Origin of the sequence: Streptococcus sp. 3874 (genome assembly GCF_013276425.1) — a bacterium.
In the GTDB taxonomy this organism is placed as follows: domain Bacteria; phylum Bacillota; class Bacilli; order Lactobacillales; family Streptococcaceae; genus Streptococcus; species Streptococcus pseudopneumoniae.
In genome coordinates, this window is record NZ_VMLA01000110.1 from 1 (window position 1) to 2,874 (window position 2,874).

Below are 2,874 nucleotides of genomic sequence, written 5' to 3' on the forward strand. Positions count from 1 at the left end.
TCCTTGTCAGTCAAGCCATCGCCATCTGTATCGTTATTTGATGGATCTACTGGTTTAGCTTCTGGTTTCGTGTTTGGATCTTTCGGATTTGTTCCTTTTTCTACTTCTTCCTTGTCAGTCAAGCCATCGCCATCTGTATCGGCTTTAGTAGGGTCTGTTCCTTTCTCTACTTCTTCCTTATCAGGGAAACCGTCTCCGTCGGTGTCTTTGGTATCTGGATTTGACTGAGGATCGTTTGGATTTGTTCCTTCTGCCTTTTCTACCTTATCAGGGAAGCCGTCTTTGTCGGTGTCGACATTGTCTGGTGTTGAGTTCTTATCGTTTGGATCTGAACCTGCGTCTTTTTCTACAACATCAGGGAAACCGTCTCCATCGGTATCTTTGGTATCTGGATTTGACTTAGGATCGTTTGGATTCGTTCCTTCTGCCTTTTCTACCTTATCAGGGAAACCGTCTCCGTCGGTGTCTTTGGTATCTGGATTTGACTGAGGATCGTTTGGATTCGTTCCTTCTGCCTTTTCTACCTTATCAGGGAAACCGTCTCCGTCGGTGTCTTTGGTATCTGGATTTGACTTAGGATCGTTTGGATCTGTTCCTTTCTCTACTTCTTCCTTATCAGGGAAACCGTCTCCGTCTGTATCTACTGTTTCATTAGGTCCTACTGCAACATAGCGAGGATATCTTGAACGAGGCTGTACAATTCCAGCTACGACAGGTAATTGTGAAGCCACTACCCCATCTTGAACATCCGCTTCTATTTCCCACTTGTAAGCATTGTGAGAAAAATTTTCCCATGAATTGATACCAAACAGTAACTGATTTTTTTCTTTCCACTCAGTTGGAATATCGGAACCTGAACCAACCTTTCCTATTTTTTCCCAAAATTCATTCCATTTTCCTTCGTTTCTAGGGTCAAAATCAGGATTGAAAACTAATTCTCTTGTCGCACCAGGAAATTCATGCACTCCCAAATCGTGCACTAATTTCCACGGCAATCCCCCTCCCCCTGTTTTTCCATCAGAATTATAAGTTCTAATCCTAACCGTCCGATGGTCCAAACCAGTTGGTAACCAAGCAGTAAGTCCTGGCCTAGCCCAGTATTCATAATTTTTATTGAAAAGTATTGTATATTTTACATGCTTGCCATTTTTTGATATCTCAGTCCTTACTTGTACTGATTGCTTAGCATTCTCAACTTCTTTAGGTGTATCCCCAAGATAGGTCACATTATCTACCGTTTCAAAATGAGCGGAAACGGTAGATATATCACTGCCTAAAAAGGAGAGTCCTACCAACACAGAAGCCGCGCCAAATTTAAATTTTCTGAGAGAGTAGCGAAAGGCTTTCTCTCCACCTTTTTTCTTATTTTGTATCAATTTCAACAATTATTTTTCTCCTTATGTTCTAAGTAATTCTTTCTGTGAACTCCAAGGCCAGCCAGCTTTTTTCTGACTTCAGAAAGCCTCAAGTGTAGCCGTCTGCTTCCTGGGTATCAATGATGGCAAAGACTCCTACAGGGCAAAAACCATGCTCTGGATAGTCCAAGCCTGGTAATAAGCAGAGGTACCAACGCCTGTAGATACATACCAGGTGCTCCTTCATCGCTCAAACCGCCATTATGTTGGATGACAATCCTATCGATAGCTAAACGATTGTCATCGCTATTCATGATTTCTTCGTCGACATCAGCGATAAGACCTGAAAATAAATCACCATTTATCCGTTTTGTTTTAACCTTAATCACCTCCTAGTTATCTTCCTTTAGGTGTTGAAACATTGAAATCTGCACTCTTTCCATTTCTAAAAAACCATCTACTAGCTACTCAACCACATCCGTACTGGTTAGACCATAAGCTTGTTTAACAGTCTCCGTCTAAACTGAGTTTTCTTTCAAATGCACCGAGACAAACTCAAGTTTCAAGGAAGTTCCTGTCTTTTAAGCACAAAAAACAAACCGGACCTTGAGTTGTTTTACGCTGTAAATTCCATTTTTTCATACTGCTTTCCAGTCAGGCTATTCTTTCCCTGACTATAGGTTTTCTTTTACCCCCTCGATTTTTCTTGCATTGGAGTGGAGTTTCCGCAGGCACACCCGCTTCTTTAGACTGGATGCCTTCCCACTTGATTATTTCGTCAGAGATTATCCCTTCACAGATCTTGACAAAGAATGTAAAAGGCTTGCTTTCACCTGCGTATTTATTTCTCAGTCAGACACTGGTAGAGAAACTTTTCTCGTTCTAAAAGTTGCGCTGCCTTCTGATAGGATATCCAGTGTTCCTTGCTATTATAAATACCAAGCAATCCCTCACAAAGCAACCCCATGCTTGAAAGCACAACAGAGACAAGGCGATAGTAATCGCCCGGCATGGGAATGGCACAAAAAATCGCAATCAAAAAACCGGAAACAATCTCAGCAATCTCCAAGACCTTGTAGCGTCTGCGATGCTGGAAACTTTTCCCCTGAAAGCAGGTGATTTGCTTTTCCAATCACTCTGTCATATAGACTTCTTCTGGTGTCATATAGAACTCCTCTCTGTTTTGTTTACCACTATCATAATAATACATAATAGAAAGTGAATCAACTTGTAGATTGTAAAACTAGACTTCCTGCAAAACTAGAATCCTAGTTCACGGTTGATAATGCCAGCAATCGAGTTCATTCGTAAGCCGAAGCGTTTACGATGATTTCGATAGGTTGTTGAAAACATTTTAAACGTTTTTACTTTGGCAAAGATGTTCTCAACCTTGCTTCTCTCCTTAGATAGCGCATGGTTACAGGCTTTATCTTCAGCTGTTAGCGGCTTGAGTTTGCTGGATTTACGTGGAGTTTGTGCTTGAGGATCTATCTTCATGATTCCTTGATAAGCACTGTCA

The 2,874-nt window shown here is 41.3% G+C and carries 3 protein-coding genes and 1 pseudogene; all 4 read right to left on the bottom strand.

Annotation, left to right across the window (positions count from 1 at the left end; genetic code table 11):
* Positions 1–1,382: YSIRK-type signal peptide-containing protein (locus tag HT703_RS11440; protein ID WP_188108540.1), on the bottom strand; the 1,382-nt coding region annotated here is incomplete at its 3' end.
* 82 nt (positions 1,383–1,464) lie between these two features.
* Positions 1,465–1,602, bottom strand: coding sequence for a hypothetical protein (locus tag HT703_RS10140; RefSeq protein ID WP_153300005.1), 138 nt, complete (start codon positions 1,600–1,602; stop codon positions 1,465–1,467).
* A gap of 407 nt (positions 1,603–2,009) precedes the next feature.
* Positions 2,010–2,487: pseudogene (locus tag HT703_RS10145) on the bottom strand (DUF4231 domain-containing protein).
* 128 nt (positions 2,488–2,615) lie between these two features.
* On the bottom strand, positions 2,616–2,874 hold a 259-nt coding region (locus HT703_RS10150; RefSeq protein ID WP_172930069.1), incomplete at its 5' end, for a transposase.

Excerpts from the sequence above, each read along its gene's own strand:
- HT703_RS10140 (WP_153300005.1), bottom strand. The coding sequence starts at position 1,602 with ATGAAGGAGCACCTGGTATGTATCTACAGGCGTTGGTACCTCTGCTTA.